The organism is Brucella pituitosa, from assembly GCF_003049685.1.
In the GTDB taxonomy this organism is placed as follows: domain Bacteria; phylum Pseudomonadota; class Alphaproteobacteria; order Rhizobiales; family Rhizobiaceae; genus Brucella; species Brucella pituitosa.
In genome coordinates, this window is the sequence record NZ_PYSY02000002.1 from 520865 (window position 1) to 547722 (window position 26858).

Consider the following 26858-nt stretch of genomic DNA (forward strand, 5'->3'; position numbering starts at 1 on the left):
CAGACCTTGCAATTCATGATGTGAGCGGCGGCGAGGGCCGCTGAACAAGAGGACGAAAGGCTCGGGAGGCTGGACGGGGTCCAGACAGAGCCGAACGGAGGACATCATGATTGCCGTACCGAATGGCGCTGTGGCCGAACCACGCCGCCCAATCCCGTTTTACAAGCAGCTTTATGTGCAGGTTCTGTTTGCAATTGCCGCAGGTATTCTGCTTGGACATTTCTATCCTGAGCTCGGCACGTCTTTGAAGCCTTTGGGCGATGCCTTCATCAAGCTCGTGAAGATGATTATCGCTCCGGTGATCTTCCTAACGGTTGCAACCGGCATTGCCGGTATGACCGATATGAAGAAAGTAGGACGCGTGGCTGGTAAGGCCATGATCTACTTCCTGACGTTTTCCACGCTGGCACTTATCATCGGCCTTATCGTTGCCAATGTCGTGCAACCAGGCGCTGGCATGCATATCGACCCTGCCTCGCTTGATCCAAGTGCCGTCGCAAACTACACCGAAAAGGCACATGAGCAGTCGATCACAGGCTTCCTGTCCAACATCATCCCAACTACAATCGTTGGTGCATTCGCTTCAGGCGACATCCTTCAGGTTCTGTTCTTCTCGGTCCTGTTCGGCGTATCTCTTGCCATGGTTGGCGATAAAGGCAAGCCAGTTACAGACTTTCTGCAGATGCTGACGACACCTGTTTTCAAGCTGGTTTCGATCCTGATGAAAGCTGCACCAATCGGTGCTTTCGGCGCAATGGCGTTCACAATCGGCAAATATGGCATTGGGTCGATTGCCAATCTGGCAATGCTCATCGCGACGTTCTACATCACGGCATTGTTGTTCGTGCTTGTGGTGCTGGGTGCTGTTGCCCGCTACAATGGTTTCTCGATCATTGCGCTCATTCGCTATATCAAGGAAGAGCTGCTGCTGGTTTTGGGTACATCTTCCTCGGAAGCTGCGCTGCCCAGCCTTATGGACAAAATGGAAAAGGCAGGTTGCAAGCGCTCTGTAGTTGGCCTCGTTATTCCAACTGGCTACTCATTCAACCTTGATGGCACGAATATTTACATGACGCTTGCCGCGCTCTTTATCGCGCAGGCAACCGACATTCCATTGTCCTTGACCGATCAGATTCTGCTGCTGCTCGTGGCTATGCTAAGCTCGAAGGGTGCAGCGGGTATTACTGGCGCAGGCTTCATTACGCTGGCCGCCACGCTTTCAGTCGTTCCTGCAGTTCCAGTTGCCGGTATGGCGCTGATCCTCGGCATCGACCGTTTCATGTCGGAATGCCGTGCACTGACCAATCTGGTCGGCAATGCGGTTGCCACCATCGTTGTTGCCCGTTGGGAAAACGAACTCGATGTCGAGCGCTTGAATGCAGCTATGAACGGCCGACCAATGGTCATAGAACCGGAGCCAGTGGGCGAACTGGTTTTGCAACCTGCAGAGTAATATCTCAGGCAACAGAAACGGCCCGCTTTTGGCGGGCCGTTTTGCTTTATTTATTGTCTTCTGCGGCTTTGCCTTGCGTAATCAGGCGAGCGCTGTGCTGGCCCGATATGAAGGTCCAGAGCCAACTCCACGCCACAGCGGCGCGGCTGCGCGTACCAATCAGGAAGAAGATATGGGCAATCCCCCATACCCACCAGGCAATCGCGCCTTTTAGCTTGATACGTCCCATATCAACCACAGCCGCACCTCGACCGATGGTCGCGAGATTGCCCTGATGGCGATAGCGGAATGGTGCCGGGATGGCCTTACCGGACGTGCGGCTGCGAATAACCTTCGCAACATAGGCTCCCTGCTGCTTGGCCGCTGGTGCAATGCCCGGCACAGGCTTTCCATCCGGTCCTTCAACCAAAGCCGTATCACCGATCACGAAGATATTCTCATGGCCGACTACAGTCAGATCCGGAAGAACACGAACGCGACCAGCGCGGTCGCTCTCGGCACCCAACCATGCTGCCGCAGGTGATGCAGCAACACCAGCGGCCCAAATCGCTGTTTTGCAAGGAATGAACTCCTCGCCAACAGTCACGCCATCCTCTGTGATTTCCTTAACCGGCACACCGAGGCGTACTTCAACGCCGATCTTCTCCAAAGCACTTTGCGCGTAGTTTGATAGATCTTCTGGAAATGCCGCCAGAATACGCGGTCCCGCCTCAACGAGCAGAATACGTGCCTGCCGCGTATCGATATTGCGGAATTCCGGCCACATGGTCTGCTTGGCCAGTTCTGCAATAATGCCCGCCAATTCTACGCCGGTCGGTCCCCCACCAACCACCGAAAATGTGAGCAAGGCCTGTTGCTTCGCAGGATCAGTTTCGCGCTCCGCACGTTCAAATGCGAGAAGCAAACGGCGGCGAATGGTCGTAGCGTCCTCCAGCGCTTTCAGACCAGGAGCAACTTTTTCCCAACGATCATTGCCAAAATATGCGTGGCGCGCGCCCGTTGCGAGCACCAGCGTGTCATAGGTAATCTCCTCACCGTTTTCGAGCCGCACCTTTTGGGCAGCAGCATCCACCCCGACAACCGTTCCAAGCAAGGTTGTGACTTCCTTACGGTCGCGAAAGAGGTGGCGGATCGGCCAGGCAATTTCAGAAGTCGCGAGAATGGTTGTGGCGACTTGATAAAGCAGTGGCTGGAAAAGATGGTGATTGCGCTGATCGACGAGCGTTATGCGAACATTCGCGCCTTTCAGATCATGGATGAATTGCAGGCCGCCAAAGCCTGCGCCGACGACAAGGATATGGGGGGTATCCGGTCCGTTCATGGAAATTGTACACCTGCGTTAGGCGTGAAGCCGAGTCACGCTCGTCAAAAGATAGTTACGCTTTGCAACCTAACGCTATCAGGTGGATCGTAAAGAGCCTAGAACATTTGAGCCGAAAGTCCGAAGCTGTTTTTCGTCAGATAATGCTTAAAAACAACTGGTTAGAACGACCGCAGCGATGCAATCTGAAATATGACCATTCTAACGGCCAAGCGACACCAATTCCTGACGGAACAATTCAAGGTTATTGCCGGGAAATGTGCTTTCGAGTTTTGCATGTGCTGCCGTCCAGATAGGAACGGCAGAAGCAAGCACCGATTGTCCTTCAGATGTCAGAACAAGAAGCCGTTCGCGGCGATCTTTCGGATTGACAATGACTTCAACCCAGCCATTGCGCTGCAACGGTTTCAGTGCTGCGGTAAGGGTGGTCTGATCCATAGCGAGAAGCTCGGCCACTGGCTTCATAGGGGGAGGGCTAGGACGGTTTAGCGACATGAGCAACGAGAATTGCCCATTGTTCAAGCCTGATGGGCGCAACTCCTCATCAAAATAGCGCGCAAGTGCACGTGCCGCACGCTGAACATGCAGACATAAACAGGTGTCACGCACAAGAAGCGTGGTTTCAAACGGGACGTCGCGAACTTCTGGCATTGCCTAGTAATGTTGATATCAATCTATTTCGTCAAGCCAGTTAGTTAGCCTCATCACGAAATGACCGTTTTAGAAGTCGTCTCCGTGATGCATATGGCGAAGATAGGCGAAAGCTGTTCCTGCCAGAATCGGCAGAATGACAAGCGCCATCCAGAAAATAATATTGCTCATTTCTCCCTCCCTTTTTCCGTGAGTTTAACATATCTGCCGGATAAAGGAAAAACGTATGAAATGGCGGCTGGTTCCCGGCATATATCAATTGCGAGGCTTTCCACTCGAAAGTACTCATTCGCTTTGAAAAGACAGTCCATTTCGTCTTCAGCCTGAAAGCGCAATCGGACCGCCTCTGTTAGCCGGATGATTGGAATAAAATTCCGATGCATTGAATCGACGGATGTTTAATCACTATTGCCAGCACGCATCAGTTTGAGTAGAAGTAGCGTCACATCAAGAGTTGGGGCGACGCCCAACGCCAACCTGCCTTTCCGGGCAAGGTGGTACTTCCTTAAAAGGAAGGATGTGGCCAACCGGCAAATATACGGATGAAGCCACGCGCGTCTGCTCTGACACAACGAAGGACCGACGCGACATGCCTATTAAAATTCCTGACGATCTGCCCGCAACCAGTGTTCTCGAAGCCGAGGGCGTTATGGTTATGCGTGAGGCGGATGCTATCCGTCAGGATATCAGGCCGCTAAAGATTGGCCTTCTCAATCTGATGCCGAATAAAGCCACGACGGAAACACAGATTGCGCGGTTACTGGGTGCAACCCCACTGCAGCTCGAACTAACGCTCGTGCGCATTACCAATCATGTTGCACGTCATACGTCAGCCGATCACATGCTCTCCTTCTATCGTCCGTGGGAAGAGGTGCGTGATGAGCGCTTTGATGGTTTTGTCATTACCGGTGCGCCGGTTGAACGTATGCCATTTGAGGACGTCACCTATTGGGATGAAATGCAGCGCGTTTTCGACTGGACGCAGACGCATGTTCATCGCACGCTGAATATTTGCTGGGCGGCGCAGGCGGCTGTGCATCATTTTCACGGCATGGGCAAATATGATCTGCCCGGTAAAGCCTCCGGCGTTTACAGCCAACAGAATTTGGCGCCGTCTTCACCTTATCTGCGCGGCTTCTCCGATGACTTTGCAATTCCGGTCTCTCGCTGGACAGAAGTGCGCAAGGACGACATTCCGTCAGATAGCAGCCTGAAGGTTCTGGTCGATAGTCCAGAGAGTGGCCTGTGCCTGCTGGAAGATCCGCAGCATCGTGCTCTGCACATGTTCAACCATGTTGAATATGATACGACATCGCTTGCGGATGAGTATTTCCGGGATATCCAGCTTCAGCCTGAAACACCATTGCCTGCCAACTATTTTCCAAATGATGATGCGAGCCGTAAGCCGCAGAATTGCTGGCGCGGCCATGCACATCTGCTTTTTGGCAACTGGATCAATGAGATGTACCAGTCTACGCCTTACGATCTCGAAAATATCGGCAAGTCGTGATCCGAAGAATGAGCTAATCCCCGAAAGGGGATTAGCATTTTAAACATCAGGATTGACTGGCAAAACGGTCAACCCATTTGTGCCATTGTTCTTCGCTTCCGTGGAATACGTTCAGGTCAATCTTACCATTGACACCCTGAGACAGGCCCGAGCCAGAATACTGCCAGAAGACCCAGCGACGACCTGGATAGACCTTGGATGGGTGCTGAGCCACAGCACGCAGCCAGAACGGATAATCCGTAAACGCACCCTTGAGGTTGTCATCATAGAAATCCGGAGCCGTGTAGATAACCGGGCGCTTGCCGTAATGGCGCTCAAGCGCATCCATGAACACCTGCATCTTTTCGCGCACCTGTGCTGGTGATGGGCGGCGTTTGCAGGATGAATCACCATTCCATTCAACATCGATCACAGGTGGAAGTGCGTCAGGATCAACGGGCACATTACGGATAAACCAATCGGCCTGCTGGCTTGCCACACGACACCAGTAGAAGAAGTGATAAGCACCACGCTTCAAGCCTGCGGCCTTTGCATCGCGCCAGTTCTTGCGGAACATCGGATCAAGATGGTCGCCACCATCTGTCGCCTTGATATAGGCGAAATTTGCTCCGTTCTTGCGAAGGGTTGCCCAGTCGATGTTCCCCTGCCAACGTGAGACATCGACACCATGCACAGCGTGCCTGCGTGGAGATACACTACCGAAATTGATCGGCTTCGCATCGCGGAAGCGTTGGCTGTAAACCCGTGAACGCTGTTGCGGTGCAAGACGCACAGGTGGATAGGCGGCGACTTCCGGCTTGGGAACGGAGATAGGTGCCGCCACCCTTTGTTCAGGGCGCTGGGTCAAAGGAGCGGGAGGCTCAGTTTTAAAAGGGCCTGCATCGGGAACGGGACCGGCCCAGGCAAGAACTTCCTCCTGCGGTGCTGTGGGCATCGATTGCGGTGCCCTCGCTGTTTCTATCACAGGCGCGGATGGCCGAACCACGGAGCTGGTCAGCTCAGCAGATGGCTGCGGCATAAGACCGTCGATGCCGGAACTTGACGTACAACCCGCCAGAGCGGTGCAGGCAAGGGCAATTGCTGACACAACTGAAAAACGCATGATACCCGTACACAAAACTCAGGCGTTCTACAGCCAAACAAAAAAGGTTGCAGAAATGCCATCAACCAACACTCGCAACGCTCCTCCCGAGCAATTTGCTAACCAAAGATTACCGCACAAAGCTGAATCCAAAGTTTACGAAAGGCTTAAATGCAATCGAACGAAAGAGTGGGGATTAGTCAGATACTATGAAATTAAAACAATATGTTACATATCTAATTTAATATTCTACATCAAATATACAAAACTGCAGCAATTGAATGCGCATAAATTTTTAGGGTTTTAACGGAGGTGTCAGGCACTCTTTACGTTGCGATCTAAATCCTGCTCAAAGACTTGCTCTGCATATGGCTTTGGCTTCACGCTTTCGACCTGGATCATGAGATCGGCGATTTTCTGAGGATCTGAAATACCACATTCATAAATCTGGATGATTTCGCGCGCCATTTCATCCTTCTGGGGGGAGGTTATCGGGCAACGCCCCAGACGCTGGCACGTCTCTATGAAGGCCGCCTGCAACTGTTCAAGTTCAGCGGGCTTGAAACGCTTGAAATAATAATCTCTCGAAAACGGCATATCAATTCATTCGCAGTTTGGTCGTGATTGACCGAATTTCATTACCTGGACGATAGCTTAAGAGCACTTATCGATCTGATTGCACCAGATAGGCGCTCTATTTCTTTGTCTTAACGTACATCTTGTCCGAAAACCGCTTCAAATTTATCGGGATGCAATCTAAAGGCATGTCCTTAGTAAATCTGGATGCACTACTACCATACATGTGGATAGTTTACATTCAGTAACTGGTTTCAACTGCGCATAAGTTCTACTCGCGCTGCGATTGCAGCAATTTTTTCTGGGTCGCACTCACCGGATTGAAACGTCCTGATAATGGCGCGTGCAAGATCGTCTTTGGCTTCATGTGTCGTTGGACAACGCTCCAACAATGCACAGCTTCGGTTATAAGCGACTTGCATCAACTGCAAGTCCTCGGGCGTGAACGTTCCGTAATACTGGCTGCCTTTAAATGGCATGGTGTTCTCCCCCTGAATTATTTGATTGAAGCTCTAATTTCAAAGGAAAGCAACAGCATTTTAAAGCGCGCCTGACAAACTGCTTTTGCGATATATCCGCCTGGAACCCAAACCTTCACAAGTCTTAGAGGCAGCTGTATAAGCCGAGCCAAAAGTGCAATGAAAAGGATAGGATAGTGAAAATCGGCGTCGTTACAGTTTCTGACCGTGCAAGCCGCGGCGAATACGAAGATTTGAGCGGTCCGGCAATCGAATCCTGGCTTAAAAGCGCGATTGTAACGCCGTACGAAATCGTCAGACGTGTCATTCCTGACGGAATGGAATCCGTGCGCGACACACTGATGGATCTCGCAGACAATGTCGGATGCGATTTGATCCTCACCACAGGCGGTACAGGCCCAAGCCCACGTGATGAAACACCCGAAGCGATGAAGGCCATTTTACATAAAGAATTGCCTGGGTTTGGCGAACAGATGCGCCGGGCAAGCCTCGAGCAAACACCGACTGCAATCCTCTCTCGTCAGACTGCTGGCAGTCGCGGCAAGAGCTTCATACTCAATCTGCCGGGCAAACCCGTCTCCATCGCTATGACCTTACAGGCCATTTTCCCGGCTGTGCCTTATTGCCTCGATTTAATTGGAGCAGGCCGTATTGAGACCGATCCGGCCGTTGTCAAAGCCCATCGTCCGGGCTGAAATTTAGAACCGAATATCCGTTGCGCGGAATTAGAAACTATCGCTAAGCCGCTGTCGCGACGAAATTGCGCAACCCAGCCTTGCGCTTTTGCATGATATGCACACTTGCATTTCCCCGATTTGAAGCTGAGTATTAGCGAAAAGAAGGGGAATTAAGTGAAGCCATTCGATGAGATGCTCAATCATGGCGGGAGTGTCCGCCAACCATACGAATTTCTCAAGCAGTGGCTCGACCAGCAGGATCAACACAAACTTCTGCAGAAAACGCAGGATGCCGAGAGCGTCTTTCGCAAGACGGGCATTACCTTTGCGGTTTATGGCGACGAAGATGCAGCAGAGCGACTGATCCCATTCGACATCATTCCACGTATCATTTCAGGCCAGGAATGGCGACGGCTTTCACAGGGCATTGAGCAACGCGTCATGGCGCTCAATGCTTTTCTGGACGATATCTATCATCGACAGGAGATTGTCAGGGCAGGGCGCATCCCCAAGGAACTCATTACCAATAATGAGGCTTTCCTGCCGGAGATGATCGGATTTCGCCCACCCGGTAATGTCTACACGCACATCATCGGTGTCGATATCGTGCGTACGGCCGAGAACCAGTTCTATGTGCTCGAAGACAATGCCCGCACGCCTTCCGGTGTGTCTTATATGCTGGAAAACCGCGAAACCATGATGCAGCTCTTCCCGGAGCTGTTTCAGAATGTGAAGGTTCGCCCGGTCGAGAACTATCCGCAATTGCTGCGCCAATCACTGGCAAGTGTGGCACCACCCGGAACACAAGGCGTGCCGACGGTGGCAGTGCTGACGCCCGGCATCTACAACTCGGCCTATTTCGAGCATGCCTTCCTGGCGGATCAAATGGGTGTGGAGCTTGTAGAGGGGAGTGATCTGCGCGTTGTGGATGGGCGTGTCGCCATGCGCACGACAAAAGGTTATCGCGCAATTGATGTGCTTTATCGCCGTGTCGATGATGATTTCCTTGATCCACTGACATTCAGACCAGATTCCACGCTGGGTGTCGCAGGCATCATGGATGTCTATCGGGCAGGGAATATCACTATTGCCAATGCACCCGGGACCGGCATCGCAGATGACAAGGCGATCTATTCCTACATGCCGGAGATCGTGGAGTTTTATACGGGCCGCAAGGCCATTCTTGAAAACGTGCCGACCTGGCGCTGTTCGGAGCCGGACAGCTTGGCTTATGTGCTCGATAATCTTGCCGATCTCGTGGTCAAGGAAGTGCATGGTTCCGGCGGCTATGGCATGTTGGTCGGCCCAGCAGCGACCAAGGCCGAACGCGATAGCTTTGCGGAGAAGCTGAAAGCGCGCCCTCGCAACTATATTGCACAACCGACATTGGCACTTTCAACGACACCTATTTTCACCGAAAGCGGCCTTGCTCCACGTCACGTTGATTTACGGCCGTTCGTACTGGTTTCGGACCGCATTCGTATTACGCCCGGCGGATTGACGCGTGTAGCGCTGAAGGAAGGCTCTCTCGTTGTGAATTCCAGTCAGGGCGGCGGCACGAAGGATACTTGGGTACTCGACGACTAAGGCGCGTCTCCCCAAAGCGGGAACCGGTTTTGGGAAAAGGCATGCTTTAAGGACAGTTTTTGGAATTGCGCATCAAAACCGGCGATAAGATCGGAGCGTGTGGAAGGGGAATGAATTTATGCTTCTTGGCCGTACGGCAAACGGGCTTTACTGGATGTTCCGCTATATCGAGCGCGCTGAAAACATGGCGCGTCTGGTGGATGCGGGATTGCGTATGGCACTTACAAAAACATCGGATGCACCGGAAGAGTGGTCTTCTGTGGTGGTATCGGCAGGCGCAAGCCAGACATTCTCGGCAAAATATCACACGTATAATGCTGCCAACGTCGCCGACTTTCTGCTGCGCGACATGGACAATCCATCAAGTGTGATGTCTTGCATGGAAACAGCGCGTTCCAATGGGCGGATGGTGCGAACAGCGCTAACCCGTGAAGCATGGGAAAGCGTCAACGAAGCGTGGATGGTGCTTAAAAAATCGCTCTGCAAGCCACTGAAAGAAGCTGATCTGCCACCACTGCTCGATCAGATAAAACGCGAGACAGCGCTGATCCGGGGGGCCTTTCACGGTACGATGTTGCGCAACGAGATCTTCGATTTTGCGGGGCTCGGAACCTTCATTGAGCGCGCAGACAATACGGCACGCATTCTCGACGTGAAATATTATGTGCTTCTGCCAGCTGTTTCTTATGTCGGAACCACGCTCGACAATTATCAGTGGGAGTCGATCTTACGGTCAGTTTCCGCGCACCGGTCTTATCGCTGGGTTTATGACGGCGACTATCGTCCTGCGCATGTCGCTGATTATTTGATCCTTAACGGGCGTATGCCGCGATCACTCAACTATTGCTATCAGAGCATCAATGGTCATTTAAATTATCTGGCCAAGGATTATGGTGATAGTGCCGTTTGTCACCAGACCGGCGAGAAAATCTATGCCACTCTGCAAAATCAGGACATCGGTGCGATCTTCGATGTAGGCTTGCATGAGTTTCTGACCGATTTCATTTCCCGCAACAACCGGCTCGGCAACGAGATCGCTGAAACCTATAATTTTTATTGAGGTGATTGCTTGTTGCTCAATATCCGCCACGTTTCGCATTATCGATATGAAAACCCAGTTCCTTATGCAGTTCAGCGGTTGCGTCTGCGCCCGCCGACATTGCCCGGTCAATTGATCAAGCACTGGGAACTGAAAATCGAAGGTGGCGAGCCGGAAGTTTCCTATATTGATGGCTTTGGCAACAAGACTGATCTTGTCCAGCATGCACGCAATGTGAATGAGATCATCATAACGGCCAGCGGCAGTGTTGAAGTGGAAGATCGCGTCGGTGTTCTGGGTCCGGTCTATGGCTATGCGCCACTATGGCTGTTTGAACGCGAAACACATCTGACCACACCCGGTGAACGCATCCGGGCACTTGCTGGCGGTCTGGTGAAAAATCAGGATCGCCTTGCATTGCTACATGAACTGATGAATTCGGTTCATACCGCAGTGGCCTATATGCCTGGCACGACGAGCGTTGCGACAAACGCAGAAAGCGCACTTGAGGCGGGCAAGGGCGTTTGTCAGGATCACAGCCATATATTCCTGTCAGCAGCACGACTGCTTAAAATTCCGGCCCGCTACGTTTCCGGCTACCTGCTAATGGAAGGCACCGAGGAGCAGACGGCAAGCCATGCATGGGCGGAGGCGCATATCGATGGACTTGGCTGGGTAGGGTTTGATGCTGCAAACAATGTCTGCCCCAATGATCGCTATGTTCGTCTGGCAACGGGGCTTGATTATCGCGATGCCGCACCAATTTCCGGGGTAAGGCTTGGAGGCGCTGTCGAAAGTCTTGCGGTTCACATCAATGTAGGGCAGTGATTGTTTAAGATTATAGAGCGCCTGCCGGAAACTGCTGATGACTTATTGCGTTGGAATGAAAATTGATCGCGGCCTCGTATTTATGTCCGATACAAGGACAAATGCAGGCCTTGATAACATCTCGACATTCTCGAAAATGCGGAGCTGGAACAAAGCTGGCGAACGCGTGATCGTACTTTTATCAGCTGGTAATCTCGCCACTACGCAAGCCGTTGCCAGCCTGCTTGAAGAGCGCATGAAGGCTCCGGAAGACAGGCATCCATCGGTATTCGATGCCCCCTCCATGTTTCAGGTGGCACGTCTCATCGGCGATACGGTCAAGGAAGTCATCACAAACTCAGCGACTGGCGGGCAAAGTGCAGACGCATTCGGCGCATCGTTCATTCTGGGTGGTCAGATCAAAGGTGGACAGCCACGGCTCTTCTATATCTATCCTGAAGGCAATTTTATCGAAAGCTCGGTCGATACGCCATTTTTCCAGATTGGCGAGAACAAGTATGGCAAGCCAATTCTGGTGCGTGCCTATCAGGAGACGATGAGTTTCGAGGACGCAGTGAAGCTTCTGCTGGTTTCATTTGACTCGACGCTAAAGGCAAACCTCTCGGTAGGTCTGCCGCTCGATATGCAGATTTACGAGACCGACAGCCTCAAGCTCGGCGAACACAGGCGCTTTGAAGCAAGCGACCCTTACTATCAGACAGTTTCGGAAAGCTGGTCTGAGGCGCTGAAGTCAGCGCTCGAACAGTTGCCGCCATTCAGCTTTGATAAATAGACAAAAGGCCGGATGCGTTAAAACATCCGGCCTTTCTATTTTATATCAAGGCGGCTCAAGATGCTAACGCATCACGCCTTGATAAAGTTCAAGCGCCACTCGGGCTTAACCAAAGTCCAATGAGTTTCACTCAATGAAATTTGGTATTAGTCCTTAGTTACAGTCGCAACATAGTTCGCATCAGCGACCATATCGAAGTTGTGAACGTTGGATGCTGTCACAGCCGTTTCGATCTGCTGATAAATGACCGTGATCGGGCTGTCTTCCTGAAACTTCTTTTGAAGATCATGGTATATGGCTTCCCGTTTGGTAGTATCGCGTTCCTCTGCCGCCGCCATGGTTTCTGCCGTCAGTTCAGGAATATCCCATGACGCTTGCCAGGCGGTTGTGCGCAGGTTCACTTCATCACCATTGTTCGGGTTGTTGGTGAATGTGACGGCATTGGTGTGCGGGTCCCAATAATCCGGTCCCCAGATACCTAAAGCGAGCTGATGTTTGCGCGCACGAACCTTGGTGGTCGTGAGCTTGCCATCGCCTTGCAGTATCTCAACATTAACCCCGGCCTTGGCCATGGTTTGCTGGATACTTTCAGCAATCCCGACATATGGCTGGTTGTTACGAACATCCAGCGTTATGCTCAGCCCATCTTTTAGCCCTGCCTTTTCAAGCAGTTCTTTTGCTTTCTCAACATCATACTTGAAAGGCTTGTCATCGACCGCGCCAAACATGCCTACCGGCAGGAAGGATTGATGTGTGCGGCCAATGCCCTTGATCAGAGTCGCTTCAATCGTGTCGTAATCGATCAGATACTTCAATGCCTGACGTACTTCCGGTTTGGCCAGCTCCGGCACATTCTGGTTCGCACTCAGAAAATAGATACGGCCCTTGGGCGCATTGATCACGCTGAACTTGGCATCTTTGCCCAGTTCTTCAATGTCACCGGGTTCGAGATTGCGGGCAATGTCGATATCCCCCGCCTGAAGCAGCAGGCGCTGCGAAACGCCTTCCTTGATGTGACGATAGATGACGCGCTTCATTGCGGGCTTGGTGTCAGCATAGTTCTCATTGCGTTCAAGAAGCATAACTTCATTGGCACGCCACTGTTTCAGAGCAAATGGGCCGGAACCGGCATAATTGTTTTTCAGCCACTCGTATCCAAAATCGGTGTCATAAGCATACGTGTCCGTCTTCTCGGTCTTCTGCTCGTGTTCCTTCACCAGTTTGCTGTCGACAATCGATGCAACGCTGGAGGTCAGGCAGTTCATGACGAAACTTGGTGCGAAAGCCTTGCCGGTGGTGAAAACGAATGTCTTGTCATCGGTTGCAACGACATTCTGGTCAACATTTTCAGCTGTGATGCCAAACTGACTCAGAATGAATGCAGGGCTTTTGTCGAGCTTGATTGCGCGCTGGAGCGAATAGGCAGCATCATGCGCGGTAATCGGGTTGCCGGACGCGAACTTAAGACCATCACGAATTTTGAACGTGATCGACTTGCCGTCGTCGGAGAAACTCCAGCTCTCAGCAATCTGTGGAATGATCTTGGTTGGGTCTTTCGTGTCTGTCGTCACAAGACGTTCATACGTGCTGGTCAGCATTTCAGACGTCGTGATTTCAAAGATTTCTGCCGGATCGAGCGAAATGATATCGTCGATACTCATTGCAATCACGAGCGTGTCGGATGGCGTGGCAGCTTCCACGGCTTTTGGTGATGCTGACAGGCAAAGCGCAAATGCCAGTGCTGCAGGAATGGACGCACGCATCAGTCTGGTGGTGAGCGTTCCGCGCTGCAAAGCAATAACGGGTAGTGCAGTTCCGAATTTCATATGTGTTCCCCTGGAGATCACGCCCATTCCCGGACGCGCTCATCAATTCTCTATTCGTTCCGGTGACGACTCTCCAGAACGCGGAAGTATTAGATTCCGTTTTTATAGGGGACACAATGGTGGGAAATACTTAGCCGCAAATAAAAAACGGCTGGAAAATTCCAGCCGTTTCACAAAGCAATAGCAAAGAATTATGCGAAGATTTTGAACCGTTCGGCATCATCCATGAACACCTTATCGCCAAAAGCCTGCTCATTCGAACCAAATGGCATTTGGGCGCGGAGCTTCCATGACGACGGAATATTCCAGGTTTTGGCAACTTCAGCATCGATCAGCGGATTGTAGTGCTGAAGGCTTGCGCCAATGTTTTCATTAGCGAGTGCCGACCAAACCGAAAGCTGTGCCATACCGCCAGCCTGTTCCGACCAAACAGGGAAATTGTCCGCATAGAGTGCAAAGTTATCCTGCAGGCCCTTAACAACACTCTGGTCTTCAAAGAACAGCACAGTGCCTGCACCGGCAGCAAAGCTGTCGATCTTGGCTTCGGTCTGCTCAAAAGCGTCAGCAGGAACGATCTTACGAAGTTCTTCCTTGGCGATGTCCCACAGCTTCTCGCTCTCAGCACCGAAGAGAACGATAGCGCGCGAGCTTTGCGAATTGAACGAGGACGGCGAATGCTTGATTGCTTCGCGGATCAGTTCAGCGGTCGCATCCTGGGAGAGGGGAAGGTTCTTGCCGAGTGCATATTGTGTACGACGCTTCTTAAGGGCGGCGATATAACTATTGCTCATCATCATTGTCCTGTTTTTACAGCGATTCTGTGCTGCGAACTTATTGCAGCGCTTGGGAAAATCTCATGCAAAATATTGTGATTTTAAAGCAAGGCGCCAGCCTGTATTTCTGAAACACACTGTCAACAGATGACACGTTTGTCCGCCAGACTGTCTCAACTCGTTGAACTGAACGACGGGGATTTTTGGGATAATTTGGCTTTTGTCTTTCGTTTCCATTCAAAATCTGACAAAATTTATCGGAATATGGGAACGTAAAAGGAAAAGTTGGTGTGAACCGCCGGTTCAAAACTGACTAAAGGTTACGAGGTCAGAATCGTTTGAAGTCATTCATTATTATCGGAGGCGGTGCGAGCGGTGTTCTTATGGCCGCACAATTGCTCGGCCGATCGGCTGAAACCATGGTTCGCATTTTCGAGCGCTCAGGTAGTTTAGGCGCAGGAATCGCTTATTCGACACAAAATCCCAACCATCTGCTGAATGTCCGCGCCAGCAATATGAGCGCGTTTCCGGATCAACCCGAACATTTTCTCAACTGGCTTCAGAACAATTCCCACGCCATAACAGAAGGCGAGTGGCAGCCGCAATCCTTCGCACCACGCACTTTCTATCGGCTCTACCTCAACGATCTGCTCAAGCCATATCTTGAGAGTGACAAGCCACGTATTTTCATTGAAAACTCAGACGTTTCCGACGTCTCTTATGACGGCATCCGACCGCAGGTAACGAACTCTAAGGGAGAAAGCTTCCCGGCAGATGCCATTATTGTCGCCACCGGCAATGAAGCCGCAATTGCTACTTCTGGTGGCCATGTCACAGAATACTGGTCCAGCAATGGCTATTTCGACATTCCTTCTGATCATTCAGTCGCTATTTTTGGCACCGGACTATCGATGATCGACAGCGTAATTTCGCTGCTCGACAGAGGACACAAGGGCCAGATTCATGCGATTTCCCGGCGTGGTCTGCTGCCTGCACGCCACGCACCGGCTGAACCATTCCCAATCGATGCGAGTACGCTGCCGGTTGCAGATGGATTGCCCGCGCTCTTGCATATTGTTCGTGGGATGATTGAGCAATGCGAGGCTGATGGCAAAAGCTGGCGCAGCGTCATCGACGGATTGCGACCTCACACGAAAAACATCTGGAGCAGATTGCCATTGAGGCAACGCCAGAGCTTTTTGCGCCATCTGCGACCGTGGTGGGACGTGCATCGTCATCGCATGGCCCCGGCAATCGCTGACCGTATTGAAGCCGCACAGCAATCTGGGCAACTTACAATTACTGCTGCCCATCTCGCTTCTGTTAAAAATAAGGCTGAACACATTGCAATTCGCTATCGTAAACGGCGGGGCGAGGGGCTTGAGGAGCTTGGCGTTCAAACGATCATCGATTGTCGTGGCGGAAGCTCACGATTTTCAACGACCCGCAATCCTGCACTGATAAGCCTGATGGAGCACGGACTTGCAAAGCCAGATGCCATTGATCTTGGCCTTGATGTAACAGCCGATCTGCAGATCGTGAATGCGCGTGGCGAACCGGCAGGGCCAATCTTCGCGATTGGACCGATAACAAAAGGCATTTTCTGGGAAGTGACGGCAGTGCCGGATATTCGGGTTCAGGCCGAAAGACTCGCCAGGACAGTTCTTGAAGGTTAGGAATCACTAATTCAATCAGCCCGCGCACACTGAGCATGCTGTCATTCGGCTGCAAAAATTGCGCGTCAATATGCCCGATAAAATGTGGTTGTGTAGAAAACTGGCCCCAAGGAGGCCGTTTTCTCGGGTGTTTGCAGACTAAAATGATTCAAAATATCGCGATAAGCCATTGAAAGCTATTGCCATAATAACTGCTAGCCGGTCATAATAAAGACATCGGAATAAATGATTCCTCGCGACATCTTACCGGAGCATTCCTGTTGCTGTTTTCATGAGCGGTGCCTGCTTCGGATCAACCTTGATTACGGAATGGAGGCCTGTGGCGCATGACGATGGACGGCAGAATGCTTTTCTTGCTTGTCCTTTTACCGTTTCTTGGCAGCGCCATAACAGGTCTATTCAAGGGCGTTGATCGCACCGGATCAGCGTGGTTTACAGCAGCCATAGCGCTTGTAGCCTTTGTCATCACAGCAAGCCTTTATCCTATCGTAGCTAATGGCGGCGTTGTTCGCGGATCAATTGACTGGCTTCCAAATTACGGCCTGAATGTAGCGTTTCGAATGGACGGTTTCGCCTGGCTTTTTGCCATGCTGATTACAGGCATTGGCCTGTTGGTTGTCATTTATGCGCGCTACTACATGTCACCGGAAGACCCGGTCCCCCGCTTTTTCTCGTTCCTGCTATCGTTCATGGGGTCGATGCTCGGCGTTGTGCTATCGGGCAATATTGTACTGCTCGCCGTTTTCTGGGAGCTGACCAGCATCTTCTCGTTCCTGCTCATCGGCTACTGGTATCACAATGCCAGCGCCCGTGATGGCGCACGTATGGCTTTGACAGTAACCGGTATTGGCGGTTTCTGTTTGCTTGCAGGCGTGCTTTTGCTCGGCCACATTGTCGGCAGCTATGATCTGGACAAGGTTCTCGAAGCAGGAAACGTCGTTCGCGCGCACCCGCTTTATACGGTCGCGCTTGTTCTTATTCTTATGGCGGCTTTTACCAAATCAGCGCAGTTCCCCTTCCATTTCTGGCTACCCAATGCGATGGCGGCACCCACACCGGTTTCCGCCTATCTGCATTCAGCAACGATGGTGAAAGCGGGTGTTTTCCTGTTGGCGCGTTTGTGGCCAGTCTTTGCCGGCACCGAAGAATGGTTCTGGATTTTGGGCCTTGCCGGCCTCACGACCTTGCTGATCGGTAGTTTCTTTGCGGTATTCCAGCAGGACCTCAAAGGTTTGCTGGCTTATTCAACCATCAGCAATCTTGGTCTTATTACAGCTCTGTTAAGCCTCGGCAGCCCGCTTGCCGCAGTCGCAGCGATCTTCCACATGGTCAATCACGCCATCTTCAAGGCGTCACTGTTTATGGCGGCAGGCATCATCGACCACGAAACCGGCACGCGTGACATGCGCAAGCTGAGTGGTCTGGCACGCGCCATGCCTTATACCGCAACGCTTGCCATGGTTGCGAGTGCTTCCATGGCTGGTGTTCCGTTGCTCAATGGTTTTCTGTCCAAGGAAATGTTTTTTGCCGAAGCTGTTGAAACACACATGGCTTCGTCGCTGGATACACTCACGCCATATATCGCGACGCTCGCCGGTATATTCACGGTCGCTTATTCAGTGCGTTTCATCTATTCGACCTTCTTCGGCCCTGCACCGCACGACCTGCCGAAACAGCCGCATGAACCGCCGCACTGGATGCGTCGTCCGATCGAACTTCTGGTCTTGCTCTGCCTGTTGATTGGTATCATTCCAAATATCGCAATCGGACCTTTCCTGCATTCGGCTGTGGTTTCGGTACTTGGAGATGCAACACCGCAATATAGCCTCTCAGTCTGGCATGGATTTAATCTTCCGCTGATGATGAGTATTGTGGCGATGATTGGCGGTATCATTCTGCATTGGGCGCTGAAAAACTATCTTGCGACCAGTGAAGACGGCCCCCCATTTTTCCGTCATTTGCAGGGACAGCGTATTTTCGAACGCGTGCTCGTTACCGTTTCCTGGAACTGGGCACGTAAGGCTGAAAACTTCTTCAGTACGCGTCGTCTCCAGCCACAGCTGCGCATTGTCGTGGCCGTTGCGCTCGTCGCCGCTGCATGGCCAATTTTCGAAGACGGCATCCATGCGGGTATGCTTGGTGTGCAGCCTGTCGATCCGATCTTTGCCGGTCTTTGGATTTTGGGTGGAGCCTGTGCGATTGGCGCTGCTTATCAGGCAAAATATCACCGTCTTGCAGCGTTGATCCTGCTGGGCGGGGCGGGGCTTATCACCTGTATTACGTTTGTCTGGCTCTCCGCTCCCGATCTCGCGGTCACGCAATTGCTGGTAGAAATCGTGACCACCGTTCTGCTTCTGCTCGGCCTGCGCTGGCTACCCAAGCGTTGGGAAGATCCCGAACCTATTCCGGTGAAGTTCGGCCCAAGACTGCGCCGCTATCGCGATTTCGCGTTGGCCATTGGCAGTGGCGTCGGTGTGTTTATCATCTCTTATGCAATGATGACCCGCCCATCGCCGGTTAGTATTGGCGATTATTTTCTGCAAAACGCCTATTCGGGCGGCGGCGGCAAAAATGTCGTGAACGTTATTCTGGTTGATTTCCGCGCCTTTGATACTTTTGGTGAAATCGCAGTTCTTGGCATCGTAGGCCTAACGGTTTTCGCACTGTTGCGCCGTTTCCGTCCTGCACCTGACAGCACCGGCTCGACTGCACAGCAGAAAATTCAGGACGCCTATGATGAAGCCATGGAAGACCGCGAAAAAGGTGAGACGCTCACCGACTATCTGGCTGTACCTTCTGTAATCATGCAGTGGCTGTTCCCGGTCATTATCGTACTCGCGGTTCACCTGATCCTGCGCGGGCACGACCTGCCGGGCGGTGGCTTTGCGGCTGGCATCACCTTGGCGGTTGCGTTCATCCTGCAATATCTTGCCGCTGGTACGCGTTGGGTTGAAGATCATCTGCGTATCCTGCCTGTACGCTGGATAGGCGTCGGGCTGCTTGTTGCAGCTGCGACAGGGGCGGGCGCATGGATATTCGGCTATCCGTTCCTCACATCCTTCTTCCAGTATGCCGAGATACCGAATATCGGAAAAATGCCCATCGCGAGTGCGCTCTTGTTTGATATCGGCGTCTTCGCTCTGGTCGTAGGTGCCACTGTTCTGATGTTGATCGCCCTGGCCCACCAGTCGATCCGTAAACATCGTGTTGAAAAAATTGCCGCTGCGAAGGAGGAGAACTGATGGAACTGGTTCTCGCTATAGCAATCGGCGTGTTGATGTCGTCTGGTGTCTGGCTGATCCTGCGTCCGCGCACATTTCAGGTGGCCATCGGTCTGGCGCTTGTGTCCTATGCGGTTAATCTGTTCATCTTTTCGATGGGCCGTTTGCGCACCAACGCACCGCCGGTGCTTGATTCCGGCATCAGTGTTCAGGCTGCGCAATATACCGATCCTGTGCCTCAGGCGCTGGTTCTGACCGCTATCGTTATCGGCTTTGCTATGACTGCGCTTTTCCTTGTCGTGTTGCTCGCATCGCGCGGAATGACACGCACCGACCATGTCGACGGCAAGGAGAATTGATGATGGACTGGAAATCACACCTCATCGTCGCACCCATTCTCCTGCCGCTTGTAACGGCTGCATTGTTGCTGATGTTCGATGAACGCAAGCGCAAGCTCAAAATGGCGATCAATACGATTTCCATCATGGGCCTGATCTACATCGCGTATACGTTGCTCGGTGTGGCCAGCGAAAAAGCGCCGGAAGCTTCGGTTTACCTGATTGGCAACTGGCCCGCACCATTCGGTATTGTGCTGGTTCTCGACAGGCTTGCTGCGCTGATGCTCATGCTGACCAGCGTGCTTGCTCTGGCGGCCCTCAGCTTTGCGCTTGCCCATTGGCACAAGGCAAGCCCGAATTTCCATACGATCTTCCAGCTGCTGCTGATGGGCCTGAATGGCGCATTTCTGACAGGCGATCTGTTCAATCTCTTCGTATTCTTCGAGGTTATGCTCGCAGCATCTTACGGCCTGGCACTGCATGGTTCGGGACCGGCGCGCGTCAAGGCGGGCATGCATTATATTGCGGTCAATCTGGTTGCGTCGTCGCTATTCCTGATCGGCGTCAGTCTGATTTACGGTGTGACGGGTACGCTTAACATGGCGGATCTCGCACAGAAGATTTCGCAGGTAACGCCGGAAGATCGCATGCTCCTTGAAGCAGGCGCTGCCATTCTCGCGGTCGCCTTCCTGGTGAAAGCAGGCATGTGGCCGCTCAATTTCTGGCTCGTGCCTGCTTATACGGCAGCGGCGGCTCCGATTGCGGCTATTTTCGCGATTATGAGCAAGGTCGGCATTTACGTTCTCTTGCGTCTTTCACCGCTCATGTTCGGTATTGGCGCTGGCGAATCCTACGGTTTTGGTAACGACTGGCTCTATTATGGCGGTATGGTCACGCTGGCTTTTGGCCTGATTGGCGTGGTCGCATCGCAGGCCATGGGGCGTCTTGCGAGCTACAGCATTCTTGTGTCATCCGGTACGTTGCTCGCAGCCATCGGCAGTGGCAATACCGCGATGACCGGTGCGGCACTCTTCTACATGGTCAGCTCCACACTGACGATTGCTGCTTTCTTCCTTCTGATCGAACTTGTCGAACGCGGTCAGGATGCGGCGGCAAACGTTCTTGCGGTCACAATGGAAGCCTATGGCGACGACGAGGAGGAAGAAGAGGAAGAGGAAGTTGGCGTCGTTCTGCCTGCTACCCTCGCCATTCTCGGCACCTGCTTTGCCATAGTAGCAATTCTTCTGATTGGCCTGCCACCGTTCTCTGGCTTCATTGCCAAGTTCCTGATCCTTGCAGCCGTTTTCAACGGCGATGGGGCAGCCCCGACCTTAGCTATGCCTGTCAGCCCTGCAAGTTGGGCACTGATAGCGCTTATCCTGCTTTCGGGACTTTCAGCGCTGATTGCGATGACCCGCACAGGCATTCGCACGTTCTGGGCCTCGCTTGAGGGCAATGTGCCGCGCGTTCTGGTCCGCGAAGTGGTGCCAATTGCCGGCCTTCTGGCCGTCTGTCTGGCACTGACCATCGCAGCAGGCCCGGCCATGGGATATATGGATGCGACAGCTCGTTCGCTGCACAATCCAAAAGACTACATCAACAGTGTCCTTAATGCGCCGCGTGTAGACGGAGAAACGGTGGAGGTAAAATGAGAAAAATTCTACCTTTCCCGCTACTCTTCTTATCTTTGATTGTGTTCTGGCTTCTGCTGAACGGGTTTACACGCGCGCAGTTGATCCTGGGTATCATTATTGCGCTCTTTGCCTGCCACGCGATGACAGCACTTCAGCCGCAGAAAAATCATCTGCGCTCGATCCCGACCATGTTGTGGCTGTTTTGGGCCGTCAGCATCGACATCCTCACATCGAACATTGCTGTTGTGAAGCTGATCCTGTCTCGGCGTAAGGAGCGTCACCCGGGCTTCGTGGTCATTCCACTCGATCTTGAAAATCGAACAGGACTGGCAGTCCTTGCTTGCATCATCACCACAACGCCAGGAACTGCCTGGGTTGATTACAACGTTGCCCGCAAGGCGCTGACAATCCATGTTCTTGATCTGGAAGATGCAAAAACCTGGCGAACAACGATCAAGCAGCGTTATGAACAGCCTCTTATTCGTATATTCGGAGCGCGAGACATAGTGAAAGAGGAGCAATCGGCATGAGCGCAGTTATTCTTTTCTGGTCACTGCTCGCTGCACAGATCATGCTCATAGCAGCCATGGGCTGTGTGGTTTATCGCTTGCTCATCGGACCACGCGCGCAAGATCGCGTACTGGCAACCGACGCCCTGTATCTCAACGCGCTTCTACTGCTGCTTACTTTCGGCATGCGTACAGGCAGCGTCATTTATTTTGAAGCCGCACTTATCATTTCGCTGCTTGGGTTCGTTGCCACGGTGGCACTTGCCAAATTTCTGATGCGCGGGGAGGTGATCGAATGATCGGAGCTGCTGATCTGCCCGTATGGGCCGCCATCGTCATTTCATTTTTTCTGGTTTCCGGCGCCTTCCTGACACTCGTCGGTTGCATTGGACTTGTTCGTTTCAAGAGTTTTTATGAACGCATTCACGCGCCGACAATTGGTTCTTCGTTCGGCGCCGGTGGAATCTTGATCGCTTCCATCATGTTTTTCTCCATCTTGCAATCCAAGCCGATTCTGCATGAAGTGTTGATTACCGTCTTTGTGGTCATCACAACGCCGGTAACGCTCATGTTGCTAAGCCGCGCGGTGATTCATCGTGATCAGACGCAGGACAGCAAAGAGCTTCCTTCATCTTCCGACCAGAAATGATGGTTGGAAGCATCGGCCTGAGGCATTTGGAGGAGTGCTGAAGGCTGCGGCCAATTGTCCATATGCACCTTGCATCCAGACATGCGGATTGAAGGTTGAAGCCATTTGAATTATCTGAATTTCAGTAATTTCTGAAAATTCAGAATTTACGGGAGAGAGAACTTGGAATTATCGCCAATTGTTCAGTCGTTTGTACTCCACTTCGGAGAGATGGGTAGCCGCTGGGGTATCAACCGTACGGTTGGACAGATTTATGCGCTGCTCTATCTATCGTCTGAACCCTTGTGTGCGGATGATATCGTTGATGCGCTTGGTGTTTCGCGCTCCAACGTTTCGATGGGCATCCGCGAGTTGCAGGGCTGGAATCTTGTGCTGCTGAAGCACATACCCGGTGATCGTCGCGACTTTTTCACGACCCCGGGCGACGTATGGCTGATTTTGCGAACGCTTGCGGAAGAACGCAAGAAGCGCGAAATCGATCCGACTTTGTCGGTGCTTCGCGAAGTTCTGATGGAGCAACCGGAAGGCGACAGCGACCGTTTTGCGCAAGATCGCATGAAGGACATGTATGCACTCATCGAGCGACTGACCAATTGGTACGACGACGTCAAGAAACTCGATACCGACAGATTGACCAGCCTTCTGGCGCTCGGCGCCAAGGTAACCCGCTTCCTGGAAACCACGGACAAGATCGTGGCGCTGGGACGCGGGAGAGCATCGGCCAAAAAGGAGCCTAAACGAGAGTGAAACCCGTTGTCCCCCGAACGGAAGAAACGGCACAACAAGACGGCGAAACACCAGACGACAAACGTCGTCCGCGTCGGCGTCCAGTTCCGTCTCTGTTGAAAACGGGGGCAAGGTTTCAGGCCGTGGCGGCACTTCTTTGGCTGCCACAGGCCGCACTTCTCGCCTATGGCGTGGGCTATCTCGCCAACACAGGCTTTGATGCCACAATCTATTATCTTGCTGCAGGGCTTTTTCTTATAGGCTGTTTGCGCAGCCTTCTGGATGCACACGGCGCAACGAAGGCTTTCGATGCAGCAAGAAGTGAACTAGCCAAGCTCCGGGAAAAAGCCGTAACTGCGTTATCGCAGCGTTCACCTCTTGATACATCTCGTCCATCTTCCGGAGAAGCTGCAAGCATACTCGCTGAGCAGGCAGAGATGGTTGTTCCTTATCTCTCTCGCTTTGTGCCGGTTCGCATTCGCGTCATGCTGGTTCCGTTGGCAATTCTTGCAGTCGTCCTGTGGTTTTCCTGGGTAGCAGCCCTGATCCTGCTGATAGCGGCACCTTTGATCCCGATTTTCATGGCGCTAATCGGCTGGCGTGCAAAAGCCGCCAGTGAAAAGCAACTCATTGCTTTGGGCGATATGAACGGTTTTCTGCTCGATCGTCTGCGTGGGCTTGCAACAATTCGCAGTTTTAATGCTGTCGATATGACCGCAACACGTCTCCGCGATAATGCCGAGACGTTGCGCAGCAAGACAATGGTTGTTCTGCGTATCGCTTTCCTTTCATCAGCCGTTCTTGAGCTCTTTGCAGCTCTTGGCGTCGCTATGGTAGCGGTTTACATCGGCTTTCATCTGCTTGGGCCTCTGGGCTTTGGTGCATGGGGACATAAGTTGAGCCTCGCTGAGGGCTTATTCATTCTCCTCCTTGCCCCCGCATTCTTTGAACCTCTGCGCGATCTCTCCGCTGTTTGGCATGACAGGGCGTCAGGTGAAGCTGCCATTGATGCGCTCGAAGAGCTTGCAAAGCACGAAATGCCAGTGGTCGGAGGCACAGTAGTCGGCGGCCCAGTAGTCGGCGGCATTGAAGCTGCGGAAAAGGTCGGGAACGTACCTTCGTTGATGCTGCGAAATATCCGTTTTCGGTACTCCACGGGTGAAGATGTGTTCGCCAGCTTTAATCTGGATATTGAACCGGGTGAGCATGTAGCGCTTCTCGCGCCGAGTGGTTATGGCAAATCGACATTGCTCGCCTTGATTGCCGGACTGGCAGCCCCCCAGGAAGGAGAAATCCGTATTGGCGGTGTTGTACTTCAGGATGAAACGGCCACAAGTCTCCGGGCGAGAATGCGATGGGTCGGTCAGAGGCCACATATTTTTGCAGGAAGTGCCCGACACAATATAACTCTCGGTCGCGATGCTGATGCTGAGAAAACCGCCTCGATAATCAACCAGATGGCCTTGAGCCATGTGGCAGGCATTACCGGAACCGGTGTGATCGGCGAAAACGGTGCGGGACTTTCCGGTGGCGAAGCACTTCGATTGGCCTTGGCACGCATCGCTGTGGATCAGGACGCCGATATCATTCTCGCTGACGAGCCAACGGCGCATCTTGACCATGAAACGGCGAACCGTATCGCCAACACTCTGATCAGCCTCGCTAAAGGCAAGACGCTCATCATTTCGACGCATGATGAGAAACTCGCAAGCCGTATGGATCGCATTGTTCGGCTCGATGATTTGAGTGGCGAAGCCCAAGTCTGGCAGAAGAGGGCAGCAGAATGAACGGACTTCAATCGCTCCGCCCAATCCTGCAACTTTTCTTCCGCACAAAAGGGCTGATGCTTTACGCGGGCATTGCAGCTGCAACAGCGACGGTTCTCACAGGCATTGCTCTGCTCGGCCTTTCAGGGTGGTTTATCACGGCCACCGCTATCGCTGGTTTGAGTGTTGCAACAGCCGTAGTCTTCGATGTTTTTGCACCAGCTGCCGGTATTCGTCTTCTTGCAGTTTTACGTACGGGTGCACGCTATCTGGAGCGCCTTGTAACGCATGATGCGACGCTCGCCATTCTTGCAGCGCTGCGCGAAAAGCTGTTCCGAAGCTGGGCTCGTCCGGCAGCGGCGAATGCATTGCTCAAACGGCCAGCACGGCTTCTGTTCCGACTAACCGCGGATATCGATGCGCTTGATTCACTCTATCTACGCGTCCTCGTACCAGCAGGTGCGGCGCTTGCAACCGCACTTATTACCGGTGTGGCGCTTGGCCTGATGCATCCGCTTTTTGGTCTGATCATTGCGTTGACGCTGCTTTTTGTCGGACTTGGACTGCCGCTTATTGCAGCCAGGCGTGCTGAAAAGCCTATGCGTCGGCGCGCCAAAGGCACCGAAGCGCTGCGTGCGCGGACAGTCGATCTGGTTGCAGGGCAGACTGAACTCATCATGGCTGGGCGGACGGACAGTCAGAATGCAAGCATCATGCGAGCCGATAGCTACATCGCATCAAGCGACCGCGTTCTCAACCGTATTGAAATTTCGACCGGTGCCGGTCTTGGCGTCCTCCATGCGGGTCTCCTCGCAGGTGGACTGGTTAGCGCCGGGTTTCTTATGCAAGCTGGATTGATTAATGCTCCTGTGGCTGCTCTCGCACTGCTGATTATCCTTGGCGCAATGGAACCATTTGCAGCACTGCGCCGTGGCGCAATGGAACTCGGTCGCACCATACTTGCTGCGCGCCGTGTAGCTCCCGCACTTGAAGCATCCGATAGGCTTCAAGTGCTGGCATCACCTGCAAAGGGCTATGCTGTGAACCTGAAACAGGTCACCGTTCGCCATGAAGGTGTTGTAGCGAAAGCTCTTGATATGGTTGATCTGAGCATTGCCGAAGGCGAGCACCTAGCGATCATCGGCACCAGCGGCGCTGGTAAATCTACTCTTTTCAATCTGCTGGCAGGCGAGATCAGCGCCGAGAATGGCAATGTCCGAGTTTTACCAGCACGACTTCTGACGCAACAAACCGAGCTTTTCAAAGACAGTCTTCGTAACAATCTCAAGCTCGCGAAGTCAGATGCAAGCGATGCGGAGCTAAACGCCGCATTGGAAGCCGCCGGTTTAGGCGACTTCATGAAAGCCCAGACCGAGGGACTGGATACTGTTCTGGGCGAGGGGGGACTTGGGCTCTCTGGTGGTCAGGCCAGACGCCTAGCTTTGGCCCGGCTGTTCCTGACAGACGCTCCTTTATGGCTCCTTGATGAGCCCACTGAAGGGCTCGATCAGGCTACCGCCGAGGATGTGCTTTGTCGCCTTGATGAACAGGCCAAAGACCGAACCTTGTTGATAGCGACGCATATTCAACGCGAAGCACGCATTTGTGATCGTGCGATTGTTTTGGATCAAGGCGTGCTCATTAACTCGATGACCAAAGGAGAACCCTCGTTCGAAGAAGCCCTCAAATCCTTGAGGTGAAATTTAAGTAGGGGGGCTGTGAGCCGGCCCATCGTCGGTAACAGCTCATAACATCAGGAGGGCCGG

Annotated in this window: 25 protein-coding genes and 1 riboswitch; of the genes, 18 read left to right on the forward strand and 7 right to left on the reverse strand. The window is 52.7% G+C overall.

The features are described from left to right. Positions 1 to 106: 106 nt before the first annotated feature. A complete protein-coding gene (locus C9380_RS14720; RefSeq protein WP_105706297.1) occupies positions 107 to 1453 on the forward strand; it encodes a dicarboxylate/amino acid:cation symporter in 1347 nt (448 codons plus the stop codon). Between the two features lie 46 nt (positions 1454 to 1499). Here C9380_RS14720 and C9380_RS14725 read toward each other — a convergent pair whose 3' ends face one another. Continuing rightward, a complete protein-coding gene (locus C9380_RS14725) occupies positions 1500 to 2774 on the reverse strand; it encodes an NAD(P)/FAD-dependent oxidoreductase (RefSeq protein WP_105706299.1) in 1275 nt (424 codons plus the stop codon). A gap of 201 nt (positions 2775 to 2975) precedes the next feature. After that, on the reverse strand, positions 2976 to 3425 hold the full coding sequence (locus C9380_RS14730; protein ID WP_100557015.1) for a MarR family winged helix-turn-helix transcriptional regulator: 450 nt from the start codon (positions 3423 to 3425) through the stop codon (positions 2976 to 2978). A gap of 439 nt (positions 3426 to 3864) precedes the next feature. Continuing rightward, a riboswitch (SAM-I-IV-variant riboswitch) is annotated at positions 3865 to 3973 on the forward strand. A gap of 41 nt (positions 3974 to 4014) precedes the next feature. Between C9380_RS14730 and C9380_RS14735 the strand changes: the two genes are divergently transcribed. Further along, the gene (locus C9380_RS14735) at positions 4015 to 4935 is read left to right on the forward strand and encodes a homoserine O-succinyltransferase (RefSeq protein WP_024896214.1); all 921 of its coding nucleotides are present in this window, start codon (positions 4015 to 4017) and stop codon (positions 4933 to 4935) included. A 46-nt stretch (positions 4936 to 4981) separates the two neighbouring features. Here C9380_RS14735 and C9380_RS14740 read toward each other — a convergent pair whose 3' ends face one another. Further along, positions 4982 to 6037: a glycoside hydrolase family 25 protein gene (locus C9380_RS14740; RefSeq protein WP_128093870.1), complete on the reverse strand. Its 1056-nt coding sequence runs from the start codon at positions 6035 to 6037 to the stop codon at positions 4982 to 4984. On the opposite strand from C9380_RS14740, the gene C9380_RS26880 reads away from it, so the two are divergent. Then, a complete protein-coding gene (locus C9380_RS26880) occupies positions 5964 to 6323 on the forward strand; it encodes a hypothetical protein (RefSeq protein WP_164844652.1) in 360 nt (119 codons plus the stop codon). The genes C9380_RS14740 and C9380_RS26880 overlap by 74 nt on opposite strands. A gap of 8 nt (positions 6324 to 6331) precedes the next feature. Here the strand turns inward: C9380_RS26880 and C9380_RS14745 are convergent, their stop codons facing one another. After that, positions 6332 to 6613 carry a hypothetical protein gene (locus C9380_RS14745; protein WP_128093871.1) on the reverse strand — a complete coding sequence of 94 codons (282 nt, stop codon included), beginning with the start codon at positions 6611 to 6613 and terminating at the stop codon, positions 6332 to 6334. 233 nt (positions 6614 to 6846) lie between these two features. Beyond that, positions 6847 to 7071: a hypothetical protein gene (locus tag C9380_RS14750; protein WP_024897876.1), complete on the reverse strand. Its 225-nt coding sequence runs from the start codon at positions 7069 to 7071 to the stop codon at positions 6847 to 6849. Positions 7072 to 7247: 176 nt separating this feature from the next. On the opposite strand from C9380_RS14750, the gene mog reads away from it, so the two are divergent. The 5 genes from mog (at position 7248) to C9380_RS14775 (ending at position 11974) form a co-directional block, all read left to right on the forward strand. Continuing rightward, on the forward strand, positions 7248 to 7766 hold the full coding sequence (mog, locus tag C9380_RS14755; protein ID WP_024897877.1) for a molybdopterin adenylyltransferase: 519 nt from the start codon (positions 7248 to 7250) through the stop codon (positions 7764 to 7766). A gap of 156 nt (positions 7767 to 7922) precedes the next feature. Then, positions 7923 to 9335: a circularly permuted type 2 ATP-grasp protein gene (locus C9380_RS14760; protein ID WP_024897878.1), complete on the forward strand. Its 1413-nt coding sequence runs from the start codon at positions 7923 to 7925 to the stop codon at positions 9333 to 9335. Between the two features lie 118 nt (positions 9336 to 9453). After that, complete coding sequence (locus tag C9380_RS14765) at positions 9454 to 10395, forward strand: alpha-E domain-containing protein (RefSeq protein ID WP_024897879.1); 942 nt, start codon at positions 9454 to 9456, stop codon at positions 10393 to 10395. 9 nt (positions 10396 to 10404) lie between these two features. Next, positions 10405 to 11202: a transglutaminase family protein gene (locus C9380_RS14770; RefSeq protein WP_024897880.1), complete on the forward strand. Its 798-nt coding sequence runs from the start codon at positions 10405 to 10407 to the stop codon at positions 11200 to 11202. A 37-nt stretch (positions 11203 to 11239) separates the two neighbouring features. After that, complete coding sequence (locus C9380_RS14775) at positions 11240 to 11974, forward strand: proteasome-type protease (protein WP_024897881.1); 735 nt, start codon at positions 11240 to 11242, stop codon at positions 11972 to 11974. A gap of 146 nt (positions 11975 to 12120) precedes the next feature. Here the strand turns inward: C9380_RS14775 and C9380_RS14780 are convergent, their stop codons facing one another. Both C9380_RS14780 and C9380_RS14785 read right to left on the reverse strand, forming a co-directional pair. Next, on the reverse strand, positions 12121 to 13800 hold the full coding sequence (locus tag C9380_RS14780; protein WP_128093872.1) for an ABC transporter substrate-binding protein: 1680 nt from the start codon (positions 13798 to 13800) through the stop codon (positions 12121 to 12123). Between the two features lie 191 nt (positions 13801 to 13991). After that, complete coding sequence (locus C9380_RS14785) at positions 13992 to 14591, reverse strand: nitroreductase family protein (RefSeq protein WP_100557020.1); 600 nt, start codon at positions 14589 to 14591, stop codon at positions 13992 to 13994. A 320-nt stretch (positions 14592 to 14911) separates the two neighbouring features. Here C9380_RS14785 and C9380_RS14790 point away from each other — a divergent pair, with 320 nt between their 5' ends. The 10 genes from C9380_RS14790 (at position 14912) to cydC (ending at position 26792) form a co-directional block, all read left to right on the forward strand. Then, positions 14912 to 16249 (forward strand): FAD/NAD(P)-binding protein, encoded by a 1338-nt coding sequence (locus C9380_RS14790; protein ID WP_128093873.1) that lies wholly within the window; start codon positions 14912 to 14914, stop codon positions 16247 to 16249. 326 nt (positions 16250 to 16575) lie between these two features. Then, positions 16576 to 19491 carry a monovalent cation/H+ antiporter subunit A gene (locus tag C9380_RS14795; RefSeq protein ID WP_128093874.1) on the forward strand — a complete coding sequence of 972 codons (2916 nt, stop codon included), beginning with the start codon at positions 16576 to 16578 and terminating at the stop codon, positions 19489 to 19491. After that, positions 19491 to 19829 carry a Na+/H+ antiporter subunit C gene (locus C9380_RS14800; RefSeq protein WP_024897886.1) on the forward strand — a complete coding sequence of 113 codons (339 nt, stop codon included), beginning with the start codon at positions 19491 to 19493 and terminating at the stop codon, positions 19827 to 19829. Before C9380_RS14795 ends, C9380_RS14800 begins: the two co-directional genes overlap by 1 nt. 2 nt (positions 19830 to 19831) lie before the next feature. After that, the gene (locus C9380_RS14805; RefSeq protein WP_128094440.1) at positions 19832 to 21460 is read left to right on the forward strand and encodes a monovalent cation/H+ antiporter subunit D; all 1629 of its coding nucleotides are present in this window, start codon (positions 19832 to 19834) and stop codon (positions 21458 to 21460) included. After that, positions 21457 to 21972, forward strand: a complete 516-nt coding sequence (locus C9380_RS14810; protein WP_024897888.1) for a Na+/H+ antiporter subunit E — start codon at positions 21457 to 21459, stop codon at positions 21970 to 21972. The genes C9380_RS14805 and C9380_RS14810 overlap by 4 nt, the downstream gene beginning before the upstream one ends. Next, positions 21969 to 22250 carry a K+/H+ antiporter subunit F gene (locus C9380_RS14815; protein WP_024897889.1) on the forward strand — a complete coding sequence of 94 codons (282 nt, stop codon included), beginning with the start codon at positions 21969 to 21971 and terminating at the stop codon, positions 22248 to 22250. The genes C9380_RS14810 and C9380_RS14815 overlap by 4 nt, the downstream gene beginning before the upstream one ends. After that, complete coding sequence (mnhG, locus tag C9380_RS14820; protein ID WP_024897890.1) at positions 22247 to 22600, forward strand: monovalent cation/H(+) antiporter subunit G; 354 nt, start codon at positions 22247 to 22249, stop codon at positions 22598 to 22600. The genes C9380_RS14815 and mnhG overlap by 4 nt, the downstream gene beginning before the upstream one ends. A gap of 162 nt (positions 22601 to 22762) precedes the next feature. Continuing rightward, positions 22763 to 23347, forward strand: a complete 585-nt coding sequence (locus tag C9380_RS14825; protein WP_024897891.1) for a GbsR/MarR family transcriptional regulator — start codon at positions 22763 to 22765, stop codon at positions 23345 to 23347. Further along, positions 23344 to 25113: a thiol reductant ABC exporter subunit CydD gene (gene cydD / locus C9380_RS14830; RefSeq protein ID WP_128093875.1), complete on the forward strand. Its 1770-nt coding sequence runs from the start codon at positions 23344 to 23346 to the stop codon at positions 25111 to 25113. Before C9380_RS14825 ends, cydD begins: the two co-directional genes overlap by 4 nt. Beyond that, positions 25110 to 26792: a thiol reductant ABC exporter subunit CydC gene (cydC, locus tag C9380_RS14835; RefSeq protein ID WP_128093876.1), complete on the forward strand. Its 1683-nt coding sequence runs from the start codon at positions 25110 to 25112 to the stop codon at positions 26790 to 26792. The genes cydD and cydC overlap by 4 nt, the downstream gene beginning before the upstream one ends. Positions 26793 to 26858 lie beyond the last annotated feature (66 nt).